Consider the following 22,129-nt stretch of genomic DNA (forward strand, 5'->3'; position numbering starts at 1 on the left):
CGGAAAGCAGCAGAATCGCCGTTTCCGGCAACGGCAACGGCGAACCGGTGTGCGGCTCGAACCCGCGCCGGCCAACCTCTTATCGCTCGCGAACCTTCCAATGACTTCCATCGAACTCCCCACCTACGCCGATGTCGAAGCGGCCGCCGCGCGTATCGCCGGCGTAGCCAATCGCACGCCGGTACTCACGTCCCGTACGCTGAACGAGCAGGCCGGCGCCGAGGTGTTCATCAAGTGCGAAAATTTTCAGCGGATGGGTGCCTTCAAGTTTCGCGGCGCGTTCAACGCGCTGTCGAAGTTTTCGCCGGAGCAGCGCAGGCGGGGCGTCGTCGCGTTTTCGTCGGGCAATCACGCTCAAGGCATCGCGCTCTCGGCCAAGATCCTCGGTATCCCGGCAACGATCGTGATGCCGCACGATGCGCCGGCGGCCAAGGTGGCGGCCACCAAAGGGTATGGCGCCGACGTGGTCGTATACGACCGCTACAAGGAAGATCGCGAGGCCATCGGGCGCCGTCTCGCGAGCGAGCAGGGCTTGACCTTGATTCCGCCTTACGATCACCCGGACGTACTCGCGGGGCAAGGCACCGCGGCCAAGGAGCTATTCGAGGAAGTCGGCGCGCTCGACTATCTGTTCGTCCCGCTCGGCGGCGGGGGGCTGCTGTCGGGTACGGCGCTCGCCACTCGGGCCCTCGCGCCGCAGTGCGTCTTGTACGGTGTCGAACCGGAAGCCGGCAACGACGGTCAACGCTCGTTCCGCACTGGCGGTATCGTGCGTATCGACACGCCCAAAACGATCGCCGACGGCGCACAGACGCAGTACCTCGGCAACTACACGTTCGCTATCATCAAACGCGACGTCAACGACATCCTCACCGCGTCCGACCCGGACCTCGTCAACGCGATGAAATTCTTCGCCGAGCGGATGAAGACGATCGTGGAGCCCACCGGCTGCCTCGGGCTGGCCGGCGCGCTCAATGTGAAGGACACGCTCAAAGGCAAGCGGGTGGGCGTCATCGTCAGCGGCGGCAACATCGACCTCGAGCGCTTCTGCGCGCTCACGGCCGCGTAGCCCACGCTTTTTTCGTCAACGAAGTCAGGCCGAGGCCCATCATGAGCAGCCCAGCGCTCGCTTCTCCCGCCAATCCGGCGGCGCCCGAGGAAGAACTCCCGTATTCGTCGCTCGAACACCGGCAGCACCAGATGTTTCCGAAGCTGACCGCCGCCGAAATCGCGAGCTTGCGGCGCTTTGCCCGGCCGATGTCGTTCAAAGCCGGCGACTTCGTTTTCGAAACAGGACACGTCGCGCTGGGTTTATTCGTGCTGCTGAGCGGGCGGGTGCGCATCTGCTCGCGCGATCGGGCCGGCAACTGGACGCGTGTCGCCGAGCACGAGCCCGGCAGTTTCATGGCGGAGATGGCGCAACTGTCGGGCAAGCCGGCGCTCGTCGACGGTGTCGCCGAGACGGATTGCGAGACGTTGCTGGTCGAGCCCGACAAGCTGCGCGCGTTGATCGTCGCCGATGCGCAATTGGGCGAGCACATCATGCGCGCGCTGATTTTGCGGCGGCTGGGGCTCATCGAACGAGGCCTCGGGCCGATCATCGTCGGCGACGGCGCGGATGGGCGCGTGGTTGCCCTGCAAGGTTTCTTGCGGCGCAACGGCCATCCATCGACCGTGCTCGATGCGCGCCACGACCAAGAGGCCGTCGCGCTGCTGGGCGATTTGACCTTCGACGCGGACGACTTCCCGCTCGTTTTCTGCCCCGACGGCTCGGTGCTGCGCGCCCCCGACGAAGTACGTTTGGCGACGTGTCTCGGGCTGGTGCCCTCGTTTCGATCGGCAAGCGTCTACGACGTGGCCATCGTCGGCGCGGGCCCCGCGGGGCTCGCCGCGGCGGTGTATGCGGCGACCGAGGGCTTGTCCGTCGCCGTATTCGATCAGCGTGCGCCGGGCGGGCAAGCGGGCGCCAGCGCACGAATCGAAAACTATCTGGGATTCCCGACGGGTATCTCGGGGCAGGCGCTGGCGGCCAGGGCCTATCAACAAGCGCTGAAGTTCGGCGCTCATTTGGCCATTCCGAGCCGGGTGGCCGGCGTGACGCGCCAAGACGATCGATTCGTCCTCGCGTTGGAGGACGGTCAATCGATCGGCGCCCGTACGGTCGTGGTGGCATGCGGCGCCGCCTATCGCAAGCCCGCGGTCGCGAACCTCGACCGGTTCGAAGGGCGCGGAATCTACTATTGGGCGTCCCCGATCGAGGCCAAGCTCGCGAAGGGCCAAGACATCGTATTGATCGGCGGGGGCAATTCGGCGGGGCAGGCGGTCGTCTTTCTGGCGAATTTCGCGCGCAGCGTTCGCGTGCTGATCCGCGGCGCCTCGCTCGAATCGAGCATGTCGAAATACTTGATCGACCGAATCGCGGCCTTACCGAACGTGACGGTGTGCACGGGCTGCACGCTCGATGCCTTGGAAGGTGACGAAGCGGGGCTGGCTCGCGTCGTGATCCGGCACGACGGCGAACTCGAAACGATCGCTTCGCGGCATCTGTTCTTATTCGTCGGCGCCGATCCGAAAACCGATTGGCTGGCCGCGAGCGGTGTCGAGTTGGACCGCAACGGTTTCGTCCCGACCGGCTTTGCCGATCGAAGGCCGGGAGCGGACGGCACCGCCGGATTCCCGCTCGAAACGAGCATTCCCGGGATGTTCGCGATCGGGGACGTGCGCGCCCAATCCACGAAGCGCGTCGCCTCCGCCGTGGGCGACGGCGCGGCTGTCGTCAGTCAAATCCACGCCTATCTTCGCGTCGCGCCTTGAGCGGCCCGATTCGCTCGGCGCACGCGCCGATCGCCGCGGCAAGCGGGACCGCCGCCAATTCCGGCGCAGCCGCGCGCACCGGCTACAATAGCGTTTTGCGCGTCGCTTGCGCCCCCGCCGGGGTGGGTGCGGGGCGCGGGCGCCATCCGGCCGGTTTGCTCGATTTACCCTCCATCCTCGATTGAACGGTTTCCTTCATGAGTACTATTCTTGAAAACCTCCCGACTGGCCAGAAGGTCGGGATCGCCTTTTCCGGCGGCCTCGACACGAGCGCCGCGCTGCACTGGATGAAGCTCAAGGGCGCCGTCCCGTATGCCTACACGGCCAATCTCGGCCAGCCGGACGAGGAGGACTACGATTCGATCCCCCGCCGCGCGCTCGAATACGGCGCAGCCGGCGCACGTTTGATCGACTGCCGCGCGCAACTCGTGGCCGAGGGTATCGCGGCACTGCAATGCGGCGCGTTCCACGTCTCGACGGCGGGCGTCACCTACTTTAATACGACGCCGCTCGGCCGCGCGGTCACGGGCACGATGCTCGTCGCGGCGATGAAGGAAGACGGCGTCAACATCTGGGGCGACGGCAGCACGTACAAGGGTAACGACATCGAGCGTTTCTACCGCTACGGCTTGCTCGTCAACCCAAGCCTGAAGATCTACAAGCCGTGGCTCGATCAGCAGTTCATCGACGAACTCGGCGGACGCGCGGAAATGTCGGAATTCATGCGCCAATCGGGTTTCGAGTACAAGATGTCGGCCGAAAAGGCGTACTCCACGGATTCGAATCTGCTCGGCGCCACGCACGAAGCGAAAGACCTGGAAAGCCTCGAGTCGGGCATCAAGATCGTCAACCCGATCATGGGCGTCGCATTCTGGCGCGACGACGTGCAAGTGGCGAAGGAAGAAGTGACGATCCGCTTCGAGGAAGGGCGTCCCACGGCACTGAACGGCGTCGAGTACGCCGATGCCGTCGAGTTGATGCTCGAAGCCAATCGCATCGGCGGCCGTCACGGCCTCGGCATGAGCGATCAGATCGAAAACCGGATCATCGAGGCGAAGAGCCGCGGCATCTACGAAGCTCCGGGGCTCGCGCTGCTGTTCATCGCCTACGAGCGCCTCGTGACGGGTATCCACAACGAAGACACGATCGAGCAATACCGCGACAACGGCCGCCGTCTGGGCCGGCTGCTGTACCAAGGCCGCTGGTTCGATCCGCAAGCGATCATGCTGCGCGAAACGGCGCAACGCTGGGTCGCGCGCGCGATCACGGGCGAAGTCAAGCTCGAGCTGCGCCGCGGCAACGACTACTCGATCCTCAGCACGAAGTCGCCCAACCTGACCTATCAGCCCGAGCGGTTGTCGATGGAGAAGGTGCAGTCGACGTTCTCGCCGCGCGATCGTATCGGTCAACTGACGATGCGCAATCTGGACATCACCGACACGCGCGAAAAGCTGCGCATCTACTCGCAAGTCGGTCTGCTCACGCCGGGCGAGTCGTCGGCATTGCCGCAAATCAAGGGCGACGGCAAGTAACCCGTCCTTACCCGGGCCGCGTGCTCGCGCGGCCCGTGCGGTCATCGGCCGCATGCGCCGCTTGCATGGGATGGTCATTCCGGTTGTTTGCGGCGGCGCCGCGGATGCCATAATCGAGGCTTCGCCCGCCGCCCGGAGCAACGGCTATGAGAAGCATCGATAATCCCACCCACGATAGAGAAGTCGGCGTTGCCGACGCCACGCAAGACACGACGCGCATCGACGACGTTCGCATCGGCGCGGTGCGTCCGCTGATCTCGCCCGCGCTGCTGCAAGACGAGTTGCCGGTCGAGCCGGCGGTCCAATCGCTCGTGGAACGCACCCGTGTCGAGATCGGCAATATCTTGCATGGCCGCGACGACCGCCTCGTGGTCGTGGTCGGCCCTTGCTCGATTCACGATCACGACCAGGCGCTCGAGTATGCGCACCGGCTGAAAGCCGTTGCCGACGAATTGCGTGAAGACCTGTTGATCGTCATGCGCGTGTACTTCGAAAAACCGCGCACGACAGTGGGTTGGAAAGGCTACATCAACGATCCTCGCCTGGACGGCAGCTTCCGAATCAACGAAGGACTGCGCGCCGCGCGCCGGTTGCTGCTCGACGTCAACGGTCTGGGTTTGCCGGCGGCCACCGAGTTCCTCGATTTGCTCAGTCCTCAGTACATCGCCGATCTCATCGCCTGGGGCGCGATCGGCGCACGCACGACCGAGAGCCAAAGCCATCGCCAACTCGCGTCGGGACTCAGTTGTCCCGTCGGCTTCAAGAACGGTACCGACGGCCGCGTTCAGATCGCGGCCGATGCCATCGTTGCCGCCCGCGCGAATCACGCCTTCATGGGCATGACGAAGATGGGCATGGCCGCGATCTTCGAAACGCGCGGCAACCAAGACGCGCACGTTATTTTGCGCGGCGGCAAGAACGGCCCCAACTACGACGCGCAGAGCGTCGAGCAATGTTGCGCGGTGCTCGAGACGGCGGGCTTGCGCGAGCAGGTGATGATCGATTGCTCGCACGCGAACTCGGGCAAATCGCACGAACGGCAAATCGACGTGGCGAACGACATCGCCGAGCAACTCGCCGGTGGCGAGCGGCGCATCGTCGGCGTCATGGTGGAGAGTCATTTGGAAGCCGGGCGGCAAGATATGAAGCCCGGCGTGCCGCTGCGCTATGGCGTGTCCATTACCGACGCCTGTTTGAGCTGGGCCCAGACCGAGCCCGTGCTCGAAGTGCTCGCGCAGGCGGTGCGCCGCCGCCGCAGCGCGCTCAGCGTCAAATGATGAGCCGGGAGATCTTGGTGCCTTCGAGCGATACGCCCGCCATGAGTCCCGCATTCGTCAGAACGAATGCTTCGACGGGGCCGGTGGCCGTCGACGTATCGACGTTGCCGTTCGCGCCGATGCGCACGACAGCGACGGTCGCATCGACGCCGGCCGCCCAGCCTTGGCTGCTCGTGAACTTGTCCAGCGCCTCCTGCGTCATGAACAGCATGACGATCGCTTTCGACTGCGCGCCGATCTGCGGGCCGAACGAGGCGGCCGCGACGCTGTAGTAGCCGGTCGTTTGGCCGCCGACGCGAAGCGACCCCTGGCCGTACTGCCCTCCGAACCAGAAGCCGGCCGAGATCACCGACGGAAACACCAGCACGCCGCGCGCGTTGCCGACGAGCTCGCGCGAGCCTTTCACGGTCGAATAAAGGCGCGTGAGCGTCGCATCGACATCGGAGTCGATGGTCGCGCGCCGGCCCGCGTTGGCCGCGGGCGTGCCCGATGCGGAAGGGCCCGTGGTGGTGCATCCGGTCAGAGACAGGCCGCTCGATGCGAGTACGGCCCCGGTCATGGCGATGAAGCGACGGCGTTGCATGGATTCTCCTCGGAAGCGAACGAATCGGTCGGGGCTTCGCGCCGGTGAGGCGCGCTTTCTGCCGCGAGCGTAAAGCAGAGACAGATCGGATGGCGTTCGAGTTCCGGCGGTAGGGCATCGCGATCGCCTTAAGCCGCGCTTAAGGCGTGGCTGGGGTCGATCGGTTACGATCGAACGCTAGCGGCGTTTCCTGGCGACGAAGATGAACGATGTGGATGTCGATTTTGCGTGCACGCAGTGTGCGAAGTGTTGCCACGATTTGCGTTTGCCGCTGACGATCGACGAGGCGATCGACTGGCTGTCGCGCGGCGGCACGGTCGAGCTTTTGTCCGAGGCGATGCCCTGGCTCGGCGAGCCGCCGCCGGAAAACACCGGGGCGGCGCACAAGCGTCGCCGGTCGTTTGCGGCGTCGAGCGGCGAGTTGCCGGTGCGGGTGGCCGTGATCGTTGCCGCGGCGTTTTCCGGACCCTGTCCAAACCTGCTGCCGGACAAGCGCTGCGGCATCTATCCCGAGCGGCCGCTCGTGTGCCGGATCTATCCGGCCGAAATCAATCCCTCCGTGAAGTTCGAACCGCGCCATAAGGCGTGTCCCCCCGACGCATGGGCCAACGGCTCGTCCGCACTCGTTCGAGCAGGCCGGCTCGTCGATGCCGTCACGATGGAGCTCATTGAGCGATCTCGCCAGATCGACGCCGTCGAAGTGGCCGCCAAAGCCCATCTATGCCGAGCGCTCGGAATCGATCGTGCCGCGATCTCCAATGAAGGGTTCGTGGTTCATTCGCCCGATGCCGGCTCATTGCTGAACGCTTTGCAGGCGGCGAAGTATTCCGTGCCGGAAAATCATTCGGTATCGGCCCAGCCGGAGTCGTCGCATGGCGATTGGCGTTTGGTATCCAATCGGCGGGCGAGCGTTGCGGCGCTAGCCGCGGTGGCCGCTCACGGTGAATTCGTCGGCGACGAGCCGAATTCATCGTTCCGATACTTGTCGTTCGGCGACTCGGCCGCTTGAAAGCCCGTGGGGCGTCGTCGCGCTCTTTTTCGCCACCGCGCTTCAACGCGTGGCGATATACATCGTGATTTCGAAGCCGAAGCGCATCTCGGTATAACCGGGGGTAGTTCACTGCATGAATAACTCCTTCAGTCGTTGGAGAGAACGATCGCCACGCGGCTGCGTGACGCTACGAACGCAGCAAAGGGCATGCCGCGCATAAGCACATCGATTCGATCTCCGTGGCTGATGTGCCGCGATTCGACGGATCGTGCCACCGAATCGCGGAGGGGTTGCGAAGCGCCTATTTCAGTGCGGTACGTTGACGACGCCGGCACCGACCGCGATCGCGTTGCCGCCCGGAGCCGGCGCGATCGCAGGCAGATTCGCGGCCGTGAGCGCGGGCGCCGCACCGGGCGTGCCGCCGCGCGGCACGGCGCGGATGACCTGCGAGGGCGGTAGCGCGGCGCCGTCCTTCAAGTGATGCCACATCAGGTCGAGCGCTTGCAAATAGTAGTAATGAACGGGGATAAAACGCGTATCGAAGCCAGGGAAGGGCAGAAACGCGTCGAAGTGCTGGCCGTTCATGACTTCGTAGAGGGACACCTGGCTGCGTGAGCCCTCTCTTGCGCTGTTCGCGGCGAGATACGCGCGCGACGCGTGGTTGATCGGCACCAATGCATCGCTGCGGCCTTGCACGAGAATGGCCGGCTTGCCGTGCAGGTCGGCCTCGACCCGGATCGCCCTAACGCTCGCCATCATGCGCGGATCGTGTTCCGCCCACAGGCGCCGCATACAGACGGCGCCGGCGAAGCTCCCATCGGGCGTGGCGAACCGGTGATCGGCCGCGCCGTTCGCTCCGTCGTTATAGACGAGGTTGATCCCGTTCGTCGGCGGCACGCCATTGCCCAAGCCGAATACCGTTGGCATCGGGGGCACGGCCGGCGGCACGCCGGCGGCTCCACTGGCGGCGTTGGTCGTGCCGAAGCTAAAGCCGCATAGATTGTCGAGCACGCTCGATCGCGTGTAGGCATTCGCGTAGGTGACGGCGACCGCCGGCACGGCTTGCGAATCCCACATCGCTGCTTGCAGGAGATCGGAATCGGCTTCGTACCCGGCCGCATGCAATTTTGCGAGGGCATCGTCGGCTTGAGCTTGCCAATCGCCGCCGGCAACGTAGCCGGCGGCAGCCAGGGATGCGCAACGCGCCTGCCGGATGGCCGTCGTTCGAGCGAGCGGCAGGGCCGTCAAATACGGTGCGCCGGTCGCCGCTTGCGCGAGCGCCGCACACGGTTGCAGCAGATTGGCGAATGTGACGTAATCGGCGAGCGGCTTGCCCGCTTGCTCGATCGGTTGTCCTCCTTCGAGCACCTGTGCGCTACGCGGCATGCGGACGTTCACTTGTGGTTCGCCGACCACCACGGCCGTAATCCACCCGCGCGTATCTTGCTCCGCCGCTTCGAGCGAGGCGCCGCCGCCGTTGCTGACCGAAGCGGCGATCGTCGTGATCGTGCCCGGTTCGTAGCGCACGCGGTGATGCCGGCCGCCCGCGTTGTGGCCGAACTGATGGTTCAACACCCAGTAAGCGAATTGGACGGCGTCGAGCGTGTCCCTGCCCCAATCCTGCTCGGGGTTCTGTTGCGAATGAGCGTGCTTGAACGCGTATCGATACGGAAACTTCGCGTCGTAGCGTGCGATGTCCGCGGCACCGGCGTCAACGGTAAACAGGCTGTCGCGGCCCGCGGCGGCGGCAGTCGCGAGCCGCCCGTCCATCAGCGTCACGGTGCCCGTCATCAATTCCTGCGCGCCGTTGCCCGTGCCTTTGTCGTTGTAGGCGACGGCGCAGCCGCGTTTCAGCCCCCACTCGCCGGCCGCCGAGATAGCGCCGTACACACCGCGCGAACCGGAAGAGGTGGCCGTGACGATGCAAGGATTGTTCGGATCGAAGCGCGCGGGCACTTGCACCATCAGCGTGACGTTTTGCCGGCCGTTGCGGTTGTCCGCATAGGCAAGGTACTCGGTACCGGGAACCTTGCCTTCGCCGAGCGTATCGTTGCCGTCGAGATCGACGTTCGGCCCCCACAGGCGCCCGTAGCCGCCATTGGTCGACATATCCACGAGCGCCCGGTAATTCGACCAAATCGCGAGACGGCGCAACTCGGCCGCGGTCGGGCTCGCTGGATTCGCGATGGCCGGTGCCGCGCCCTGCAGGCCGGTTTTACCGAGGCCTGCCGTGAGCAGATCGTCGCTGACGCCGTCGTAGGTCGTGGTGCGCAGACTACCCGGAACGATGAACCAGGGCAGATGGTTCAGTCCCGGCGGTGCGGCGCGGCTATCTGCTGCGTGGGCGGTGGAAAGGAGAAAGGCGCCCGCGATAGCGGCGCCCGTCATGAAGGTTGCACTTCGAGCTGCGAGACCAATGGCTTTCATCCGCGTCTCCTTGCTTGGGTTGGCGCGTTGCGCCGTTTCGATGGGAAGACCCTGCGTGACACTGCCATGACATCGACCGGTGTAAGGGGCGCGCTTCGTTCTTTCTTGTATGCGCTCCCGGTCGACCAAGCATTGTGCGGAAACTTCTAGCCGCCAGCAAGCGGCGTATCTCGGGTTTTATTGGCTACCGCACGCGGATTGGGCGCGGCTAGCGCGGCAAGATTCGTTTGCGCGGGTCGACGCACCGCCGCGGATCGACCGGCTCGGCGCAATGGTGCTGCGGCCGTGGCGCGCTCGCAGCCAGGACTTGGTCGGCCAGCTTCGCAATCTCGACGAGCAGTTCGATGCCGCTCATCGACGCCGCGTGCGATGGCTCGGAGGCCAATTCGACCCCGTGGCTCACGAGTTCGGCCGTTGTCTGCAGCGCGTCCGCTCTCGCCGGGTTGCCCGAACGATTCGAACGCTTGTTGGATTTCCCGTCTCCGTTGCTGGCCATGTCTGGTGATCTCCTAAACGAACAGGCGGTGCTCACGCCCAACTCGAGGTTTGACAAAAATTCCGTATAAGATGTAGCATACGTAATAACGAATAACGGATCGTAACACGAATGGCCCGTGGACTTGGTACGCCGAGGACTGATTTGATCGATTTGCTGACGTCGCCGTTGGGTCGCATCGTCGCGCGGCGAATCGATGAAGCGCATGCCGCTGCCCCTGTGGCGGGATGGGCGCAGCCCGATCTCGAGCAAGCCGCCATGCGCCTGGCGGCGCTCGTGCAAACGATGAATCGGGATCAACTCGAAAGCTGCGACGCGGACCTGAACGTCTTCTTCGGCGCGGTGCCGTTTAGCGCTGCGATTCCTGTCGTCGTCGCTGTCGAAATGAAATGGCCTCACCACGTGGACACGCTGCCTGAAGCGAGACAGCGCTTGGATCTCGTGCGCAAGGCGAGTCAATATGCCGTGCTTTTTAGCGCGGAGCGGATTGCCGACGTTTTGCACGCCGTGAATCAACGCGAAGCAAGGGGGTAATGTGCCGTACTTGCCGTTTCCGCCCATCTCCCACCAAACGTTCGATTATTGCGTCGCACAGGCCGAGCGCAAGTATCAGGTCCCCTCCTGCATCCTTCAAGCGGTGCACCAGGTGGAATCCGGCGGTGAGTTGCGGCCTGGACTCGTGCGGGGAAACCGCAACGGCACGAATGATTACGGTGTTACGCAGATCAACACCGTCTGGGCCGACTACTTCCAGCGTAAGTTCGGCATCACGCCCCTGCAGCTGACCGCCGATGCGTGTCTGGCGGTGAACGGTTCCGCTTACATCATCCGCTACGAGATCAACGCGACCGGCAATTTTTGGGCTGGGGTGGGCAACTACCATAGCCGCACGCCCGGAGAGCACGACCGGTACGTGGCGCGCGTCGCAAGAACCGCCGAGGAGTTCGGATGCCGGATCAGGTAAGCCAGCGAAGCTCGGCGCCCGTCGTCTTGATTGCCGCAGCCGGATTCGGATGCGTGCTGTTCGCGTTTTGGTATTTGAAGCACGCTGCAATCGTTCGTGCGCTGATGATTTTTTGCGATTACGAGGCGCGTCCTTTCGCGGGGTGGTTGCCCGTCGCAAGCACGCTTCGCGAGCGAGTCGCCGTTTATTTCCGTTATGCGAACGTCGTTTCGTTTCGTGAAGCGTTCGCGCTCGGTTGGCAGCTCGGAGCGCTGTATCTCGTCCTTCCGATTGCGTTCGCCGGCTGGACCGCCTGGCGGGCGATGCGCCATCCGATCGTGCGCGCCCGGCGCGTGCATAGTGTCCAAACACTGCTCGAGGCGCAAAGCAAAAGCTTCTCCGCGGTGGCGCCCGTTTTGCGGCGAGACTTGTCGAACGATCGCTCGAGCGAGTGGGCATCGTCGGTTCATCCGGAAGAGTGGGTGGCCCGGCATGGCCTTCTCGTCGACGGCAGGCTCGACACAGAACGCGCCCGGGTATTGCTCGTGGCGCAACTCGGAACGCCGATCGCTTCGTTCGACGCCTTGAGCAGCGCTGAGCGCGCGCTTTTCGCCGTCTTCGGTTTGCGAGTGTTTTTCAAAGACGTCGAGGCCTCGAAGTCACTCGTCGATGCCTTGAACTACAGCGCAGACAATCCGCAATCGAAACCGAACCTGGCGCTCGCCGACGAGGCGTTTCAGCGCTGCGCGCGGGCCGATCAGGCGAAACGCTGGCTGGATAAGCATCGATATCCGCGCACGCTGTTGATGGCGTTGTTGATGGAGGCAAGGCAACTCGGGGTGTTGCCGTCGTCCATGTTCATTTGGCTCAAACCGCTCGATCGCGCGCTCTGGTATCCGTTGAACACGGCGGGCCGGAAGGTGCCGTTCATGGAATCGGCGGGCGTATTCAACCAGTGGCAGGCCGAGCAGGTCGCATGGGAGAACGGCTGTGTGCTGAGCGGCCCTCATGTCGAAGAGGCGCTGATCGGCCTGCGCCGGTATCTCGAGGACACCGGGTTGCTGGCAACTCCGGAATCGGAACGACAATAAGGAAAACATATGCGATTGAAATTCGAGCGCAGCGAGAACCGCACGCGCGACACCGTGCTGATCGAGGCGGACGGGACGGTGTACACGTCCTTTGCCAAGAGCGGCTATCTGCGCGCTGCGACGCGTACGCGCTTCGCCCGCGGCACGACGGCGGCAACCGGGGCATTCTCGATCTCTCGCGGCCAAACGCAGGCGCTTGAAGCCGGCGCCCAAGGTCAGGCGAATCACGGATTGGTTTTCATCAGCGAGGTCGACGGCGAAGAGAAGATCGCGCTAATCGAACGGTTCGCGAGCGAGGCCGATGCGCAACGCGCCCTCGGGACGATCGAAACGGCGCTGCGGCGCGCGGCGCTCGGGCAACGCGGATTGCAGCTTTGGAGAACGTTGCTGTGCTGGGTAGGTGCGCCGTTCCTGCTTTTCCTCGTCTCCATGTCGGGCGTGCAATTCCTCAATTCACATAACGCGGCACTCGATGACTTGAATAAGCTCGCGCATTTGGCGCAGCAAGATCCGAGCGCGTTCGGCCTTCCCGCCGTTTCTCTGCCCTCGGTAGCCGGCGCCGCGGGGACGGCGAGTCGCCCGGGGCAAAGCGGCGCCGCGCCGGCGTCGGCCGCACAGACGTCGCCCGCGCTCTTGCTCGGCGGGGCCAGTGCGGCGGCGGCCGCCGATGTGCCGGCGTCGTCGGTGCCCTCGGCGATAGCGGCGGGCACGTCAGGCATGGCGCAGATCCACTTCGGGCTCGATCGTCAGCCCGGGAACAAAACGCTGTACGTCTATTCGGATCCGAACTGCCCGGCGTGCCGGCGATTCGAGGCCCACATCAACGACCTGTCTCGCGATTTCTCGATCTACGTGATACCGGTCGCGTACCAGCACGGTTCGGCGACGATCGCCTCGCAGGTGCTGTGCGCGGCCGACGACAAACAAAAATGGATCGAGACGATGAACCGCGCGAGCACGGCCGATCCGGTATCGGGCGAGGACTGCGAGCGCGGGTACGCCGGTCTGAAAGCGAACATGGCGATGTTCAATTCGCTAGGGTTCGATTCGACTCCGCGTGTCGTCGGCGGCGACGGCACGGTGTTCCCGGCCGGCGCGACGGCCAGCGCGATCCGCATTCGAGCGGCCGCACGGTAGGCTACGTTCATGGCGCAGCGATACGGCCCGTCGCGGTGGCAGGAAATCGATCAGCAGCGGATCACGCTCGATCCGCGCACGCTGTCCGAACGCTTTGCCGGATGGTTGCTCGAACCGCGCAACTATGCAAAGTTCCAGCTTGGGTTGGCGGCGAGCGCATGCGTGTTCGCCGTCGCATGGCTTCCGGTGGCGATTGCCATGTTGTCGACTCACGTTTGGTTCGCTCTGCAGCGGCAGACATTGCCGATGCGCTACCCGAAGGACCTCGGCGGTATCGACCCGACACTGGACGTCGAGAAACCGAATCCCAACGGCAAAGGTGAGCTGATCGAACGTCGTCCCGCCGACGGTATTTTGTATCTCGGCAACCAACGCTCGAGCGATCGCGACGAGCACTTGAAGGAGCTGTGGGCGACCAACGACGATGCGCGCACCCATATGCTCCTGATGGGCACCACGGGCTCGGGTAAGACAGTGACGTTGCTGTCGCTGTGCTTCAACGCGCTTGCGTGGGGTTCGGGATTTTTCTACTCCGACGGCAAAGCGGACTCGAGTCTGCACGCATCGGTATGGGGGCTGTGCCGGCGCGTGGGGCGGGAGGACGATTACCTCGTTCTCAATTTCATGACAGGTGGCGCGGACCCGTACGGTAAGCGGCGTTCGACGGAAAAGACGTCGAACGGCACGAATCCCTGGTACGAAGGAAGTCCCGACTTCCTATCGCAACTGTCGTCGTCGCTGTTGCCGAAGGCAACGGGAGACGGCGCGCAATGGCAGCAAAAGGCCGTCAATATGATGGATGCGCTCATTCGTACGCTTTGCTACGAGCGCGCCGTGGGAAATTTGACGTTGTCGATCGGCGTCATCCGCGAGTATCTCGCGTTGCCGAACCTCGTGAAGTTGTACCTGAAAGGCAAGCGGGGCGAGATTCCCGAATTCGCATTCTTGCCGATCAAGGCTTACCTGGAGACGGGCTTACCCGGTTTTCGACCGGAATATGCCGAGAAGCCGGACAGATGGGACCAGACGGTCTGGGACCAGCATGGCTATCTGACGGGCCAATACGCGCGCACGCTGTCGATGTTGATGGATACGTACGGCGCCATCTTCAAAGATAAGTACTCCGAAGTGGACATGATGGACGTGTTGCTCAATCGCCGCGTCCTCGTCGTGATGATTCCGACGTTGGAAAAATCGGCACAGGAAGCGGCGAATCTCGGCAAGCTCATCGTGTCCAGCATCCGGCTCATGATGGCGATGAACCTTGGACACAAGCTCGAAGGCACGTACGCCGACGTGATCGATACGAAAGCCACCCGCTCTCCGGCGCCTTACATCATCACGATGGACGAGCTCGGCTACTACTTCGCGGAAGGCATCGCGTTGATGTTCGCCCAAGCGCGCAGCCTCGGCTTCATGATGATCGCGGCGGGGCAGGACATTGCCGCAATGGCGAAAGGAGATAACAAAGACGAAGTCGATTCGATGATCGCCAACACGAAGATCAAGTACTCGCTGGCGCTCGAAGACCCGGACAAGACGCTCGACGTATTCAAGAAGGTTGCGGGCGAGTCGATCTCCGTGGAGGTCGGCTCCTTCGAGGGCGCGACGAGTCACTTCACGTCGGCGCACTACCGTCGCAATCTGACCGGGTCGATTCAACGACGCGACCGCATCGACTTGCAGGAGCTGAAGGCGTTGAAGGAGATGGAGGGCGTGCTCATCTTCAAAGACCAAGTCACGCGGGCGCGTAGCTTTACGTGGTTTCATTCGATGGAGAAGACGACGCTGCCGTTTCGCCTCAACCGATTCCTACAAGTCGATCGCGCGCGGCTCGCGGACCTGCCGGTGCGCAAGCGGACGACGGAACGATCGGCGGCGCGCAATGCGAGCGGGGCCTCCCGCATCGCTCGGACGCTGCTGTCGGGGCGAGTGCCCGCCTACCGAAGAACGGCCGATCCGGTTCTTTCCGCCATCACGGACGTCTACCGCGCCATCGCGTCCGAGGCGGCCGAGGTATCGCCGGTCGAGCGCGGCATCGCCTACTACGTCGCGGCCGTGCGGGCGATGAACTCGAACGATGCCGACGAACGGGGGCGCTACTGGCGAAGTCTCGACCGGGTGGCGGACGAGCCGGTGTCGGAGCCAGCCGCGCGCGCACCTGCGCCGGCCGCGGCCGGCGATGCCGAGCCCATGCCGCCGCGCAACGCGCTTTACCAGGCTCCACCGCTGTGCGAGAAGGCGGCGACCGGCTCGGCGGGCCCGGCGATCGGCTTCACGGACGAGACGCTCGATCGGCTCACGCACGTAGAGGCGGCACTTGGGCGGCTCGACCCGGGCGAGTCCGCGCGGACGATCGAAGCGCAGGTGTCCGCCCAGCTCAGTTGGACCAAGCGGCCGCTTGCGTTGGCGGAGCGGGAATTGGCGGAGTTGCTCGCGCGCATCGAGGCAGTGGCGGGCGCGGGAACGGGACGGCAGCGATGACGCTCGGGCGACGCGCGTTCTGTAAATCGTTTGCGGCTGCCGCCGCACTGGCGCCGCTGATGGCGCCGGCCCGCGCGCTCGGGGCGGCGAACGGTGCTCCGCCCACGCTATTGGGGGTGCGCCGGGGAACGGATGAAGCATTGATCGACTATTCGACCGACGAGGGATTCAATGCGATCGCTTGGATGTTGCGCGATGTGCGCGCGGGCATCGTGGGCGTACCGGATTGGCGCTTGTTGCAGCAATGGTCTTGGATGCAGGCGTGGCTCGCCGCCTACGGGCGGCACGTGAGATTCGATATCCATTCGGGCTTGCGCACGAAAGAGACGAACGCCTACTCCGAGGGCGTTTTGAATTCTTATCATTTACCGGACTCGCGGTGGGTCTTCCGGGCCGGCGACTTCAGCACGCCCTCCATCCCGAGCGAGTACATGGGTCGTTTGGCGTATTTATCGCAGCAAGGCGGGGTAGGCTTCTATGCGCGCGAGTTCATCCACACCGACGTGCGGGGCCATGCGCTGGCCTGGAGGTCGCGTTGAAGCGCATGGACGCGGGGTCGCCGCTTTGTTCATAGGATTGCGTTAGATTGCGTAACGCCATCCTTGTTCAACTCGTCGGCTCGGATGCGTATAATGTGGCGGATACATAATCGAGCAGGGAGCGCCGCATGATTTGTAGTAGTGCTGGATCAGGGTTCGAGTGCGTCATTGCAACCTCGGCGAGCGTGGTGCGCGTCCCGCGAGGGACCGCGGCAATGCGAACGGCCGGTAACAGCGAAGCGACGGCGCTGACGGTGTCTGCACGATGACGCAAAAAAATAGTCCGAAGACGCCGATTTTGGCTCTCGATCTGGAAAAGTTCCGGGTCAAGTACGGCCTCTCGATTAGCTCCGCGTGCGAGATTTTCGGTCTGCAGCGGGCCAAATGGACGGCGCTCCAAAAAAATCCATCGGCCGTGCTGGCCGACAATACCGTTTGCATTCTGCTCGACTTTTACGAGCAGAACCCCTCGACCATACCGATCCGGCGCGTCATCAACATCCGTCAGCACATGATCGATCTCGGTTACGACCCGGACAATCCGACGGACAAGGCGTTGTTCGCGACCACGCACGGCCGGGAAAAGGCCGCGTCGTATCGATGGGATGGCGGACAAGGCGGGATCAGCAAGCCGGTCGAGCGACTGATCGAGGCGACCGACCGATTGCCGACGGAATCGGGCAGAAAGAAGCGCCAGGTTCTCGAAACCATCGCACGCGAGGTGGCAGCGAGACAAGGCATACGTGACCCGCTTGCGCGGGGGTCGTGGCGCAAGAACGACTAGGGCGGGGAGCGCATGATAAAGGCTAAGCGTCCAGGCATCGACGTTAGCGTAGTGGTATTCCATAAGCCGGGAAATCTGCCGGCGGTGCTAAACGTCTCCGAGATCACCGTCCCGCTCGCTCGTCGCATACCGGGCTTCATCACAGGGCTTTCCGGGCATCAACGGATGGAAAGCATGATGTACGCGCGGCAATACGCCGATGCGAAACGGCTGGAGATGATCGTCGTGGATCTTCTCGTCGGTTTCGAGCTGCCGCTTTATCCGAAGGTGCTGCCGCCCGAACTCGTCAAGGATCACGACGTGCTCAACCTGTTTCGGGCCTCCAAGGAACTCATCGCATGGATTGCCGAGTATTGGCAGCAATGGGTTCTCGAGGACGAAGGGCAGCGGGCCAAGACGCGCTATGAATGGACGCGTCCGGCCGATTTCGTGGCACGCAGGCCCGATCTCCTGCCGCGCTTGCTCGAACTCGAACCGTTCCAGCATATCCACCTCGTCACGCATCCTGTCATCACCGGATATCACGATAAGCCATTGACGGCGACATCGTTTCGCGTCGGATATCCGCTCATCGAACGCGCTACCGCGCGTTTTCATCCCGACATCGAAATCGTCGTCTAGCGGCTTCGCCCGTCAAACAGACGCCCCGGCATCGCAACGATGCACGGGGCTGTTCGCGCATTTGCGGCCGTTTATCCAGCGCTCGGCGTTGCGATCCAAACATCTACTTGTTTTCGTTTTCTTGATTGCGTATGATGTGCGCGATACGTAATAAATGCGTCACATGCTAGGCACATTCCCGTCGCTACAAGACAGGTCGAGGCACGTATGGAAAACACACTGCAATCCGCGGGAGCGGTAGATGGCGGACCGAGCGGTACGAGCGGGGTCGAATTGACCGCCGCGGGGCGGTTGCTCGTCGTGGCGGCGATTGCCGCTGCGGCGTTCTGCGGTTGGCTTGCGTACCAGCGCTACGACGCCGCGAAGGCATCCGTCGCACCCGCCACGCGGGCAAGCGCCGCGCACGCGACGCCGGTCGCCCCCAACTCGAGCGCCACGAGCGGCACGAATGAATCGACGGCGTCGAAGGTGGCGCAGTTAACCGAGGCGCTACAACAAGAGCGCTCGCTTTACGGCGTACGCGCGGGGGCTTGGCGATCGATTGCCGATACGAGCCGCCAGCAAATCGCAGCCCTTACGTCTCAGTTGCAGGCCGTCGAGTCGAAGATCGCGACGTTGGAAAAAGCTGCCGCGGTCGCGCGAGTGCCGCATGAGGCCGTATCCGACGTTGCGGCGAGCGCCCGCGCCGTCCATTCCGCGCTCGATGCGGCGAAAAGCACCGCGCAGGTCGATGTTGCGTCGTTGCCGGTCGAAAACATATCGGCGCAGTCGTTGAACGTGACGGGGCTCGGCAACGGCGTCATCCAGATCGGCACGCGCAAGCTCGCGGTGGGTCAGGCGCTGACGCCGGGCGAGACGATCGTCGCCGTCGATCCGGTCAGCCGCTCGATCGTCACCGATCGACGCATACTCAATGTCACGAACTGAGGTCCCGATGAACGAACCCGGCTTTCTCGTGCGCATCGCGCTCGGTATCGGTTTGGCGAAGCGTACGGTCCCCGCTGCGCGGTTGCAGTCCGTCAACGCCGCACCGGCGGATGCGGCCGCGCCGTCTACAGGAAATCGCGCGCGACCGGTCTCCGCGTCCGCGGCGCCGCACGCGTCGTATCCCGTTCAATCGGCGCAACGTGCTCAATCAGCGGGGACGGCGCCTCGAACGGAGCACCGTGCCGCGGCAAGGCCGGCGCAAACGACAGCCAACGGGGCAGCGAAGCCTCAAGATGCGTTATCCGATGGGCTTCCGGCGCGCGGGCGGGCCACCGATATCGGCACCGTCATGCCCGCCGCGGCCCAGTTGACCGGCGACCTCGAGATCGAGGAAAGCATCGTCTTGCAATGCGTCGTACGAGGCAACGTCACACAAACGGGCGATCACCAGGTGGTACTCACGGCGACCGGCGGCATACACGGCATGTTGAGGGCCCATACCGCGGTGATCGGCGGAACAGTCGAAGGCGACGTCTACGCCGATCGTGTCGTATTGCTCGACACAGGCGTCGTACACGGCAACATCGAATATTCGACGATAGCGATCAAAGAAGGCGCGACAGTCAACGGTCTGTTGACGCGAATCGTACCGAACGTCATCGGCGGCGATAACGACCCGTATGGAGAGCCGGCGCGCCCTGAGATGCCGGGGCTGCGCGCCGTGGCATCGGCCCCCGACCGAGGCGAGCGCGCAGCTTGAAGATACGTTTCCGCTCTAGGCCCGGCTATTGGCGCGCGCTCGCGTTTTGGAGCGTGCTGTGCGCGGTCATATCGCAATGGCACTTTCAGCACGTGCTCTTCATATGCGAGCACGTCGAGGCGTTTTATAACGGCATGGCTAACGACGAGACGGTCGTACGCGCCATGCGCGCGCTCTTGGCGGTCGTCTGGGTGGTGGGTATGGCGGTGTTCACGGCGTGTTGGCGGGTAATCGGATTGACAGGTCGAGCCTCCAACAAATGAAACGTTTGCGCCTCGGATGCCTCGAGCTGTTTTTCATAGCGCTAATTGCGCTGACTGTCGCCGCGCGCGTAGTCGATGCATGGCCCGCCTCCTCACACGAGATCGAGGCATTGAGCGCGCTGGCCGCGTCGAACGGTGCGGCGCGATCGTTCGTGGCGGCGAGTCTGTCGGCGCAAGGTAGCCCCAGTAGAAAACAGGTCAGACGGTGGCGGGGCCGAGTCGTTGCGATCGAGGACGCGGCAACGCGAGCGGGACGGAACGCATCGGGGCAGACGGTGCAGGGCTCGGCGCAAGAAGCGCAAATCGGCACGGAACATAGATAGAGGCTTAAACATGGCATTGGACGACAACATCGACGCGGTTCGGAATCTTCACGATTCCGGCGAGCACGCGGCTCGCTTGTTGGGCTACTTGAGCATCGGGGTGCTGCCGAGCCGCGAAAACATTGCGCAGGCGAAGCAGTGGCTTGTTTCCGCCACGGACAAATTGGCGCCCGTGTTGAACGAGGCGGAGGCCGATCGCGCATCGCAACGCTTCGAACCTAGACCCAAGGGCTAGTGCTTCGTTCGCGCGAAACTCAATTTATGGAGGGTTGCTTCATGGGCATTCGCAAGATCGTGAGCCTTTTGTCGCTGGCGGCGGTTGTCGCGACAGCCGGGGAACCGGCCATGGCTCAATGTGCGATGGAAGGCCAGATGCAGGCCGCGCAACAGGCGGAACAGGCTAGACGCCTGGCGGCCATCAACGCTAATGCGCAGACGCTGGCGTTGCTCAATAAGCTCGAAACCGCCTGCATGCAGGGATTCCAGATGATTCCGACGGAGCATCTCCCTGACGGGCAAATCGTTTTGGGCGTGCTCAGCAGTATCGAACAGAAGGCGTGCCAAGGGCTCGTCGATCAAGTGCGGAACACCGCTCAGTCGGGCTTGGCCGCGGCGCAGGCGCGGGTGCAGCAGCAGATCGACGACATTACGGCAAGCGTCGGTAAAGCGACCGGCGGCAGCGGCATGCTCGCACAGCAGGCGCCGGCGGCGTCGAGCAATAGTAGCTGGGGCTCCGTGGTGACGAACGCGATGTCGAGGATCTTCAAATGAGAATGAAAGTCGCGTTGCCCGCTGGGCTCTGCCTTGCACTTGGGCTGTCCGCTAGTGCGAACGCGTATGCGGTATGCGATGGGTGTGTCGTTGCGGCAGTGACGGCGGCGAACGTTGCGATCACCGGTGCCATCGGATCGCTCGGGTCGGCGTTGGAGTACGAACTGAACTCTATCGATAGCGATATCGAGGCGATCGGCGGGAAAGTGTCGGCTACCAGTACGACGGCGTCCAATACCGAGCGAGAGATGACCGCGCAAGCGCAGCAACAAGGCGAAATCGATTCGACGCTTAAAGAAACGGAATTGCCGCTCGATCCATGCGCCACATCGAGCAGCATCTATGCGATGCAGGCGATGCATAGCGTCAATACGACCGCGTCGAGCTACCGGCCGGGAGGGGGCGCATCCGTCCAGAACGATACGTTGCGAAAGGCGCTGAATGGGCCGACGCCTTCCGTCGAAGCGTCTCGCCGCGCATCGACTTCTATTCACGAGCTGTTGTACTGCGACGCGAACGAGGCCGTGTTGGGGTATCCGGAATGCAAGACTGCCTCTTCGATGCCCGACGGCGATGCCAGCGCGGATTCGCTATACAGCGGCGCCGGGATGCCGGGCAAGGACGCTGACTTGACGTACAACCCGCAACAGCTCGAGGCGGCACGCGCATACGAGCGAATGTCGATCGACCCCGAGCCGCCGCAGTACATCACGCGCGCCGAAGAAGGAACCGAGGTCGGTAAGCTCTATATCGCGATGCAGAAAGCCTATATGGCGAACATGACGTCGGCCGCGAATACCCTGAACAGTGTAATTGCGTCGCGCGCACCGTTTGCCGATGGTGCAAAGCTGATTAGCGAAATCAATGCCTCGTCGGATTCGGCACAGCGATATTTCAATGCGAACGCGTCGCCGGGCGCCAAAAAATTGGGTTCGATGAGCCTTGCCGAACTGGAGGAATTCGAGGCTGGGCGCCGCTGGCGCAATCCGTACTGGCAGATCGAGATGGGGGCCGTAGCGGACCCGACCAAGCTCGCACGCGAGCAGCTCTACACGACCGCTTTTATGGCCGACTTGTCTTATCAGAATTATCAGCGATCGCAGCATATCGAGGTGCTCTTGGCGCAGATTCTAGCCGTCATGGAGCGCACCGGAGAACGGCCGCTGCTGGACGCGCAGCTTCAGCGCGTCCATGCGACGAATGCACGGTGAAGACGCTGAGCGCAAGACTGAAACGAAAACGACCCTGATTCTAGGCGATGCCGATAGGTCGAGCGGCGAATATATTTCGCGCGCTGGTCTAATGCGATAGACTCGGGCGACCTAAACCATTTTAAATAAGATCGCCGGGGGGCATGTGAAATTGC

Annotated in this window: 23 protein-coding genes and 1 pseudogene; 20 read left to right on the plus strand and 4 right to left on the minus strand. The window is 63.4% G+C overall.

The features are described from left to right. Nucleotides 1-100 precede the first annotated feature (100 nt). The 4 genes from C0Z18_RS30695 to C0Z18_RS30715 all read left to right on the plus strand — a co-directional run bounded on the left by C0Z18_RS30695 (nt 101) and on the right by C0Z18_RS30715 (nt 5,623). The gene (locus C0Z18_RS30695; RefSeq protein ID WP_102649222.1) at nt 101-1,069 is read left to right on the plus strand and encodes a threo-3-hydroxy-L-aspartate ammonia-lyase; all 969 of its coding nucleotides are present in this window, start codon (nt 101-103) and stop codon (nt 1,067-1,069) included. Nucleotides 1,070-1,110: 41 nt separating this feature from the next. Further along, nucleotides 1,111-2,814 (plus strand): FAD-dependent oxidoreductase, encoded by a 1,704-nt coding sequence (locus C0Z18_RS30700; protein ID WP_102649223.1) that lies wholly within the window; start codon nt 1,111-1,113, stop codon nt 2,812-2,814. Between the two features lie 197 nt (nt 2,815-3,011). After that, on the plus strand, nt 3,012-4,346 hold the full coding sequence (argG, locus tag C0Z18_RS30710) for an argininosuccinate synthase (protein WP_102649225.1): 1,335 nt from the start codon (nt 3,012-3,014) through the stop codon (nt 4,344-4,346). A 146-nt stretch (nt 4,347-4,492) separates the two neighbouring features. Next, nucleotides 4,493-5,623 carry a 3-deoxy-7-phosphoheptulonate synthase gene (locus C0Z18_RS30715; RefSeq protein ID WP_102649226.1) on the plus strand — a complete coding sequence of 377 codons (1,131 nt, stop codon included), beginning with the start codon at nt 4,493-4,495 and terminating at the stop codon, nt 5,621-5,623. Here C0Z18_RS30715 and C0Z18_RS30720 read toward each other — a convergent pair. Next, nucleotides 5,616-6,206: a BPSL1445 family SYLF domain-containing lipoprotein gene (locus tag C0Z18_RS30720; RefSeq protein ID WP_102649227.1), complete on the minus strand. Its 591-nt coding sequence runs from the start codon at nt 6,204-6,206 to the stop codon at nt 5,616-5,618. The two genes, C0Z18_RS30715 and C0Z18_RS30720, sit on opposite strands and share 8 nt — an antisense overlap. A 202-nt stretch (nt 6,207-6,408) precedes the next feature. On the opposite strand from C0Z18_RS30720, the gene C0Z18_RS30725 reads away from it, so the two are divergent. Further along, on the plus strand, nt 6,409-7,215 hold the full coding sequence (locus tag C0Z18_RS30725) for a YkgJ family cysteine cluster protein (protein WP_233217561.1): 807 nt from the start codon (nt 6,409-6,411) through the stop codon (nt 7,213-7,215). Nucleotides 7,216-7,257: 42 nt separating this feature from the next. Here the strand turns inward: C0Z18_RS30725 and pqqA are convergent. The 3 genes and pseudogenes from pqqA to C0Z18_RS30740 form a co-directional block, all read right to left on the minus strand. Then, nucleotides 7,258-7,332, minus strand: a pseudogene (gene pqqA, locus C0Z18_RS33725) (pyrroloquinoline quinone precursor peptide PqqA). A gap of 171 nt (nt 7,333-7,503) precedes the next feature. Next, the gene (locus tag C0Z18_RS30735) at nt 7,504-9,585 is read right to left on the minus strand and encodes a D-(-)-3-hydroxybutyrate oligomer hydrolase (RefSeq protein WP_456300770.1); all 2,082 of its coding nucleotides are present in this window, start codon (nt 9,583-9,585) and stop codon (nt 7,504-7,506) included. A gap of 247 nt (nt 9,586-9,832) precedes the next feature. Beyond that, entirely contained in the window at nt 9,833-10,120 is a 288-nt protein-coding gene (locus C0Z18_RS30740) for a hypothetical protein (RefSeq protein ID WP_102649229.1), read from the minus strand. Nucleotides 10,121-10,231: 111 nt separating this feature from the next. Here C0Z18_RS30740 and C0Z18_RS30745 point away from each other — a divergent pair, with 111 nt between their 5' ends. From C0Z18_RS30745 to traW, 15 genes are all read left to right on the plus strand, one after another. Then, on the plus strand, nt 10,232-10,654 hold the full coding sequence (locus C0Z18_RS30745; protein WP_146014135.1) for a hypothetical protein: 423 nt from the start codon (nt 10,232-10,234) through the stop codon (nt 10,652-10,654). Nucleotide 10,655: 1 nt separating this feature from the next. Continuing rightward, nucleotides 10,656-11,084, plus strand: coding sequence for a lytic transglycosylase domain-containing protein (locus C0Z18_RS30750; protein ID WP_199189592.1), 429 nt, complete (start codon nt 10,656-10,658; stop codon nt 11,082-11,084). Beyond that, nucleotides 11,069-12,154: a secretion/conjugation apparatus DotM-related subunit gene (locus tag C0Z18_RS30755; protein WP_102649231.1), complete on the plus strand. Its 1,086-nt coding sequence runs from the start codon at nt 11,069-11,071 to the stop codon at nt 12,152-12,154. The genes C0Z18_RS30750 and C0Z18_RS30755 overlap by 16 nt, the downstream gene beginning before the upstream one ends. A gap of 9 nt (nt 12,155-12,163) precedes the next feature. Beyond that, nucleotides 12,164-13,291, plus strand: a complete 1,128-nt coding sequence (locus C0Z18_RS30760; RefSeq protein ID WP_102649232.1) for a thioredoxin fold domain-containing protein — start codon at nt 12,164-12,166, stop codon at nt 13,289-13,291. A 9-nt stretch (nt 13,292-13,300) separates the two neighbouring features. Next, nucleotides 13,301-15,775 (plus strand): type IV secretory system conjugative DNA transfer family protein, encoded by a 2,475-nt coding sequence (locus tag C0Z18_RS30765; RefSeq protein ID WP_102649233.1) that lies wholly within the window; start codon nt 13,301-13,303, stop codon nt 15,773-15,775. Beyond that, entirely contained in the window at nt 15,772-16,314 is a 543-nt protein-coding gene (locus C0Z18_RS30770) for a D-Ala-D-Ala carboxypeptidase family metallohydrolase (RefSeq protein WP_102649234.1), read from the plus strand. The genes C0Z18_RS30765 and C0Z18_RS30770 overlap by 4 nt, the downstream gene beginning before the upstream one ends. Nucleotides 16,315-16,579: 265 nt before the next feature. Continuing rightward, a complete protein-coding gene (locus C0Z18_RS30775) occupies nt 16,580-17,098 on the plus strand; it encodes a hypothetical protein (protein ID WP_102649235.1) in 519 nt (172 codons plus the stop codon). Nucleotides 17,099-17,110: 12 nt separating this feature from the next. After that, on the plus strand, nt 17,111-17,719 hold the full coding sequence (locus C0Z18_RS30780; protein WP_146014136.1) for a hypothetical protein: 609 nt from the start codon (nt 17,111-17,113) through the stop codon (nt 17,717-17,719). Nucleotides 17,720-17,926: 207 nt separating this feature from the next. Continuing rightward, entirely contained in the window at nt 17,927-18,646 is a 720-nt protein-coding gene (locus tag C0Z18_RS30785) for a hypothetical protein (protein WP_102649237.1), read from the plus strand. A gap of 7 nt (nt 18,647-18,653) precedes the next feature. Further along, on the plus strand, nt 18,654-19,406 hold the full coding sequence (locus C0Z18_RS30790; RefSeq protein ID WP_158244335.1) for a bactofilin family protein: 753 nt from the start codon (nt 18,654-18,656) through the stop codon (nt 19,404-19,406). Continuing rightward, nucleotides 19,403-19,669, plus strand: a complete 267-nt coding sequence (locus C0Z18_RS30795; protein WP_102649239.1) for a hypothetical protein — start codon at nt 19,403-19,405, stop codon at nt 19,667-19,669. Before C0Z18_RS30790 ends, C0Z18_RS30795 begins: the two co-directional genes overlap by 4 nt. Next, complete coding sequence (locus tag C0Z18_RS30800) at nt 19,666-19,992, plus strand: hypothetical protein (protein ID WP_102649240.1); 327 nt, start codon at nt 19,666-19,668, stop codon at nt 19,990-19,992. The genes C0Z18_RS30795 and C0Z18_RS30800 overlap by 4 nt, the downstream gene beginning before the upstream one ends. Nucleotides 19,993-20,002: 10 nt before the next feature. Then, nucleotides 20,003-20,227, plus strand: a complete 225-nt coding sequence (locus tag C0Z18_RS30805) for a hypothetical protein (protein WP_102649241.1) — start codon at nt 20,003-20,005, stop codon at nt 20,225-20,227. Between the two features lie 41 nt (nt 20,228-20,268). Then, complete coding sequence (locus C0Z18_RS30810; RefSeq protein ID WP_146014137.1) at nt 20,269-20,763, plus strand: hypothetical protein; 495 nt, start codon at nt 20,269-20,271, stop codon at nt 20,761-20,763. Beyond that, on the plus strand, nt 20,760-21,974 hold the full coding sequence (traW, locus tag C0Z18_RS30815; protein WP_146014138.1) for a conjugal transfer protein TraW: 1,215 nt from the start codon (nt 20,760-20,762) through the stop codon (nt 21,972-21,974). Before C0Z18_RS30810 ends, traW begins: the two co-directional genes overlap by 4 nt. Nucleotides 21,975-22,129: the final 155 nt, after the last annotated feature.

It is taken from the genome of Trinickia dabaoshanensis (assembly GCF_002879885.1).
Classification (GTDB): Bacteria; Pseudomonadota; Gammaproteobacteria; order Burkholderiales; family Burkholderiaceae; genus Trinickia; species Trinickia dabaoshanensis.